Here is a 6,352-nt window from a genome sequence, read left to right on the forward strand (position 1 = left end):
TAAAATTTTTTTTATGCTAAAATAGATGCAATAATATGGTCGAATGGCATTTATGCCAGGAAGGGAAGGGAATAGTGCGAGTTATCGCTGGCTCTGCCAAAGGAAAACGACTTAAGGCACCATCTGGCAAAGAAACCAGACCTATAACCGATATGATAAAAGAGGCTCTATTCAATGTGCTGGGGCCCAATATTCAAGATGCCCGTTTTCTGGATCTTTTCGCCGGCAGCGGCAGCGTGGGCATAGAGGCTTTAAGCCGCGGGGCCTCGCAAGCCGTTTTCGTCGACAACAATCCGGCGGCAGTGCGCATCATCTACGAAAACCTGGATAACTGCGGTTTCGAAGATTATTATGAAGTATATTGCAATGATGTTTTACGTGCTTTGACCATATTAGACAAGCACGGCGCAAGATTCGATTATATTTATGTAGATCCTCCCTTCACTGTTGAAGGGATTTTTCTGGATGTGATGAAAAAGCTGGATCAGGTTGAAATTATGGAGCCACAGGGCTCTGTTATCATTCGAACTCGTCGACATAAGGAACTCCCCCCCGCATTCAGCCGTTTAAACCGGTACAGATTGAATTATTACGGGGAGTCTGCCCTGCATTATTATTCGTTGATGGCTTAGAGGAGGCATAGAAAATGATGGAGATCTTTAAAATTCTGGATGAATTGGAAGCAATGGTGAAGGAATCCAAAAAGATGCCTTTTTCCAACACTAAAGTGGTTGTTGAGAGTGATTTGCTTTTAGATAGGGTTGATCGTTTGCGTGCGGTGTTGCCTGAAGAACTGGAAACAGCCCGGCTGATCATGTCCGAGAAACAGCGTATTATCAAAGAAGCCTGCGGGCAGGCTGACGAGTATTTGGAACAATCCAAGGACAGAGTCGCCCGCATGATGGATGACAGCGAAATTACCAAGAGCGCATTGCGGATGTCTGAGGAAATCCTGGCCAAGGCTGAGGAGGTCGCCCGGGAGATTAGAGCCGAGGCCAACGAATACGCTGAAAATATGCTTAACCACATGGAAATAGTACTTAAGAAAGGACTTGAAAACATCAGCAAAGGCAAAGAAGAGATCCGCCTGGAGATAGACCGCGAGTTTTAATCTTTTTTCATCCAGGCAATACATAATAAGCAACAGATTAATAGTACCATGAATAGCATGCAATACAGCGACCAGCGCCAGGCATGTATGGCATAAAAGGGGCTGGGGAGAAGAATGGTTTGAGACACCGGGGCTGATGCGGCAGCCCAGTATTTATATCCGATCCCGGTTATTAATACAGCGATCCCAGCCTGTAAGAGGCGGGCTTTGATATAGAAGCCGAGCCGCACCGGTGTGCCTACCAGCACCCCCATTACCTGGGTGATGATGCACAATCCGCTGAATGATAATACTGCGCTGACTGCCACTAACTGGTGCAGGAGGGTTGCATCACCGGCCTGGGCAATATAGTTTGAGCCCAGGGTGATTTCGAACAGACCCATCCCCAGGCCATAGGCGACCTGATAGGATAACTCGAAATAGCCGAATATACAGTTAATAACCCTGGCCAGTATTTCCATCAAGCCCCAATCGGAAAGCATGGTGGTAATTACGGAGAAAGTCATTATATAGCCGCCAATAGCCAGAATATTGGTTATGCTCTTACTAATCGCTTCGGCCAGGCGCTTGGCGAATCCTTCCTGATTTATTGAACTCAATAATTCCTCTCCAGCCGCCCGCCACCGTCCCCGCCTGCTGGTTTTAGGCATTCTGTAGACTGACTGGGCCTTAAATCTGTATATAAATCCCACCATTAAATTGGCCAGGTAATGAGATATGGCTAATAACCAGCCCAGTTGCGGCGAACCGAACATGCCCATTCCCACCGCACCGAGAATGAAGAGCGGGCTGGAGTTGTTGGTGAAAGACACCAGGCGTTCTGCTTCATTGTCGCTCAGCAAAGCCTGATCATACAGGCGCCGGGTCAACAAGGCGCCGATAGGAAACCCCGAGGTAAAACCCATGGCAACTACCAGTGAACTGCATCCCGGCAGACGAAAAATGGGCTGCATCACCGGTTCCAGCAAAACTCCCAAAAACCTGACCAGGCCCATGCTCACCATCAGTTCCGACACAATGAAAAAAGGCAGTAAGGCAGGGATGATCACCATTGCCCAGAGCCGCAGGCCGGCAGTTGCTGCATTAACGGCTGAACTGGGTTCGGCCACCATGAAAACGGCCAGCCCGGCCAGCCCCAGCAAGAGCCAAAACTGGGGACTTTTTAGCATTGTCTCCTGCAAATCAGTTTTCCTCCCTTAACTTGACAAGGTTTCCAGTTCAATATATGTTGGTATGGGCGAGGTTTAGAAGCCAAAGCCAGGCTATTAATGCTGTAATATAGCATCTTAAGGAGGTTTGGAGATGGCTCAGTCACCCAGAATTGCACTGGTACTTGGAGCGGGCAGCGCGCGTGGGTTGGCTCATATCGGAGTGCTTCAGGTATTGACCGAAAACCGGATCCCCTTTGATTTCATTGTGGGAAGCAGCATGGGTGCTCTGGTGGGGGGCTTATATGCCTGCGGCACCGATCTGGTCATGTTGGGTAAAATGATTGACAGTATGGACTTGAGGGTGTTTTTTGACGTACATTTGCCCCGGTTAGGTTTTATTGCCGGTAAAAAAATGGATAGTCTTCTCACCCTGCTCACCAAGAAAAAGAGTTTTGAAGAAACCCGGTTGCCTATCCAAATGATAGCCACCGATTTATTGACCGGTGACAGCGTGATCCTTGAATCGGGGCCAGTGGCTGAGGCCATACGGGCCAGTATTTCCATCCCCGGAGTATTCTACCCGGTTAAAAAGGAGGACATGATCCTGGTCGATGGCGCGGTAAGCAACCGCTTGCCTATAGAGGTGGCCCGCAGCCGCGGAGCCGATATCATTATAGCTGTTGACGTGATGTTCGGGGGAGGCAAGGAAATCAACATTAAAAACACCCTGGATGTGATCATCACCTCACTGGATATTATGCAAAGATCCCAGTTTGACCAGGTCAAAGAACTCACCGATGTATTGATACAGCCCAGGGTAGGGTGTTTTTCGCCGCGGGCTTTTGACAAGGCCGCTCAAATCATAGACCTGGGCCGCCAGGCCGCAGAGGAGAACCTTGAACAAATCATCTCAAAAACCATCGGCCTGACCAGGCCCTAGTTTTATAACCCGGCGCAGGAAATCCTGCCCGGCCTGCCGCTGACCGGGGTCTGGAGCCAGGAGACTGGACACGTCTGAGGCTTTGATGTCGAGAAGAAGCATATGAGAACGGATGTGTTCAGGAGCGGTTTTTATCAATTTGGCGATGTGGCTGCCCGTGCTCAACACCGGTAGAACTGAATTATTTTTCACATTTTGCAGGAATTTGCGCCCTTGTGCCGAAAACCCTAAAAGGCGTATATACTGGGGCCCAACTTGATCGAAAAGGGCCATCTGGTTCTTTGATACAGAAAATAGCGAGTATAGGAGCATACGGTTAACTCTGGTCATGTTATATCGTTTGCTTTTTATTGCGTTGCGCAGGGCAGGAAGGGTCCCGCTTTGCCTGGCAGCCAACAGCAGGCGGTTCTCCAGGCCCTCGGTGATCTCGTAGACATTCTGCAGCCGTTCCCTGGTTGCCAGCCGCAGTTGGTTGAGTATCGCCAGTTCCAGGCCATCGACGGGAATGGGGGCACGTCCCGCTTTGATCTCTTCCTGTAGGATTGTGAGGCTGGCTTCGGGCAAGGCCGGCGATAAACGGTTGAGGGCGCCTCGATATATGCAGCGGCGTATGGCCGTAGCGCTGGCTAGTTCTGATACCTCGATGTCATGGTAGTCAGCGCCCCGCCTGGCATAGGTTACGGGACTGAGCTTTAAGCCAAGTTCCTTAATGATACGCAGATATTCAATGCCTAGTATATTGTTAGCCCCGGACAAGAGGCTGCTCATTTCAGGGCTGTTATCATGCAGTATATATTTTACTGCACTGGCCCTGGCCGCGGGATAGCTCAAGCCCCGGGCCAGTTCAGATTTGAGTCTTTGCTGATAGGCCGTGGTCTCGTGGGCAAGCAAGGCCGCCACTTTATTCAGGGAGCAGAGGTTGCCGCTTTCGCTGCCGAACACCACATGGGTTGCCCCGGCCGCTTGCAGGGTCAGCAGAGCACCAAAGGCGAAATAATAGGCACTACGGGCTGCAAAACAAAACGGCAGCTCAATTACCACGTCTACACCCCCGGCTAAGGCCATGCGTGTACGCGCCCACTTATCACAGATGGCGGGTTCACCCCGCTGCACAAAGGGACCGCTCATTACGCAAATAACCGCTTCAGGCTGCAGTTTTGAACGAGCTTCTTCCAATAGCCAACGGTGCCCGTTATGAAAAGGGTTAAACTCGGCAACGATACCGACTACGGTCATGTGTGCCCGACTCCTTGCATGTATCAATAGTGCCAATAATTATACACTCTCTAGCCCGTTTATGCTAGAATTAGAACAGAATGTGAACATTGCAACAATCTTGGAACAAGGTGAAAAATTGGGAGGGAAAAGGATGAGTTTACTAGCGCAAATTAGAGAAAAGGCAGCAACCAAAGGGAAAACTATCGTGCTTCCGGAGGGAACCGAAGAGAGAACCCTAAAAGCTGTCAAGGCAATCGCAGACAACAAGATTGCCAATCCGATCCTATTGGGTGATGAAAGCGCGATCAGGGGGTTAGCAAGCACAATTGGCGCCGACATATCCGGCGCGGAGATCATCAATCCAGCTACTACACCGCTGCTGGATGACTTTGTTCAGGCCTTTTATGAAATGCGCAAGGACAAGGGTGTCACTTTGGATAAAGCCAAAGCCACCATGTTAGATCCGCTGTTTTTTGCTTCCATGATGGTAAAAATGGGCAAAGCCGACGGTGAGGTGGCCGGAGCCGAAAACACCACCGGCAACGTTTTGCGTCCCGCTTTGCAGATCATCAAGACAGCTCCGGGCATTTCGGCCGTATCTGGCGCGTTTATCATGATTTGCCCCAACAAGGATTATGGCGAAGACGGGCTGTTCGTATTTGCTGACTGCGCCGTTACTATTGATCCCAGTGCGCAGCAGATGGCCGAGTTTGCCAAGGCTTCAGTTGAAACAGCTGTCAATGTATGCGGCTTTAAGGATCCCAAGGTGGGCATGCTGTCCTTCTCCACTAAAGGCAGCGCCAGTCATGCCTTTGTTGACAAAGTAGTTGAGGCTGTCCAGATCGCCAAAGAGAAATTCCCCGAAATTAAAGTGGACGGCGAGTTCCAGCTGGATGCCGCAATAGTCCCCAGCGTAGGCGCTTCCAAAGCCCCGGGCAGTGATATTGCAGGGGCATGCAATATACTTATTTTCCCTGACATTCAAGCCGGTAACATCGGCTACAAGTTGGTGCAGAGACTGGCTAAGGCCGAAGCCATTGGTCCTATTCTTCAAGGTATGGCCAAACCCGTCAACGATCTTTCCAGAGGCTGCAGCGTAGAAGACGTAGTTAATGTAGTCGCCATGACGGCCCTGAAAGCCTAGTCCCTAGTCCCGGAGTCTTTTTCCCGTCAGGGATCAAAGATAAATAGAGGGAAATTGAAGAAATTGAGGAGGTAGGAATTATAATGAAGGTTTTGGTTGTTAATGCCGGTAGTTCTTCGATTAAATATCAAGTTGTAGACATGACTGATGAATCCGTTTTGGCGGTGGGGCTGGTAGACAGAGTAGGTATACCGGGAAGCACTCTGGAACACAAGCCTTTGGGAAAAGATGCTGTTGTGATTAAAAAGGACCTTCCTGACCACACTGCAGGTATGGAACTGGTTCTGGAAGTCTTGGTCAATCCGGAATACGGCGTTGTGAAAAACATGGATGAGATCGGAGCGGCCGGTCACCGCGTGGTCCACGGCGGCGAGAGTTTTGCCGAATCAGTGGTCATCGATGAAAACGTCAGCAAAGTAATCAGAGATTGTTTCGACATTGCCCCCTTACATAATCCCCCCAACCTGATGGGGATCGAAGCCTGCCAGAAGCTGATGCCCAATGTCAAGCATGTGGCTGTATTCGACACCGCTTTCCATCAGACCATGGAACCCGCCAATTATATGTACGCATTGCCCTTTGAAGCCTATGAGAAATACCGCATCAGAAGATATGGCTTCCACGGCACCTCTCATTATTATGTTTCCCACCAGGCCTGTCAGATGTTAGGCAAGACATACGAAGACTGCAAAATCATCACTTTGCATCTCGGCAATGGCGCCAGCATGGCGGCTGTTAAGAACGGCAAAGTCGTCGACACCAGTATGGGCTTCACCCCCCTGGAAGGC

The 6,352-nt window shown here is 50.1% G+C and carries 7 protein-coding genes; 5 read left to right on the plus strand and 2 right to left on the minus strand.

Translation table 11 applies throughout. From position 1 onward, the window contains the following. Positions 1-35: 35 nt before the first annotated feature. Positions 36-632: a 16S rRNA (guanine(966)-N(2))-methyltransferase RsmD gene (gene rsmD, locus B2633_RS17965; RefSeq protein WP_483172006.1), complete on the plus strand. Its 597-nt coding sequence runs from the start codon at positions 36-38 to the stop codon at positions 630-632. 14 nt (positions 633-646) lie between these two features. Beyond that, complete coding sequence (locus tag B2633_RS17970) at positions 647-1,111, plus strand: hypothetical protein (RefSeq protein WP_481040259.1); 465 nt, start codon at positions 647-649, stop codon at positions 1,109-1,111. Here B2633_RS17970 and ylbJ read toward each other — a convergent pair. Beyond that, the gene (gene ylbJ / locus B2633_RS17975; protein WP_483172007.1) at positions 1,108-2,292 is read right to left on the minus strand and encodes a sporulation integral membrane protein YlbJ; all 1,185 of its coding nucleotides are present in this window, start codon (positions 2,290-2,292) and stop codon (positions 1,108-1,110) included. The two genes, B2633_RS17970 and ylbJ, sit on opposite strands and share 4 nt — an antisense overlap. Positions 2,293-2,413: 121 nt before the next feature. Here ylbJ and B2633_RS17980 point away from each other — a divergent pair, with 121 nt between their 5' ends. Further along, complete coding sequence (locus B2633_RS17980; protein ID WP_481040255.1) at positions 2,414-3,202, plus strand: patatin-like phospholipase family protein; 789 nt, start codon at positions 2,414-2,416, stop codon at positions 3,200-3,202. On the opposite strand, the gene B2633_RS17985 is transcribed toward B2633_RS17980, so the two are convergent. Then, positions 3,173-4,438 carry a nucleotidyltransferase gene (locus B2633_RS17985; RefSeq protein ID WP_483172008.1) on the minus strand — a complete coding sequence of 422 codons (1,266 nt, stop codon included), beginning with the start codon at positions 4,436-4,438 and terminating at the stop codon, positions 3,173-3,175. The genes B2633_RS17980 and B2633_RS17985 overlap by 30 nt on opposite strands. A gap of 133 nt (positions 4,439-4,571) precedes the next feature. On the opposite strand from B2633_RS17985, the gene pta reads away from it, so the two are divergent. Both pta and B2633_RS17995 read left to right on the plus strand, forming a co-directional pair. After that, entirely contained in the window at positions 4,572-5,564 is a 993-nt protein-coding gene (gene pta / locus B2633_RS17990; protein ID WP_483172009.1) for a phosphate acetyltransferase, read from the plus strand. An 83-nt stretch (positions 5,565-5,647) separates the two neighbouring features. Further along, the coding region (locus B2633_RS17995) for an acetate/propionate family kinase (RefSeq protein WP_483172010.1) at positions 5,648-6,352 on the plus strand (705 nt) is incomplete at its 3' end.

Origin of the sequence: Syntrophomonas sp. UBA1041 (genome assembly GCF_002316705.1) — a bacterium.
Classification (GTDB): domain Bacteria; phylum Bacillota; class Syntrophomonadia; order Syntrophomonadales; family Syntrophomonadaceae; genus DTU019.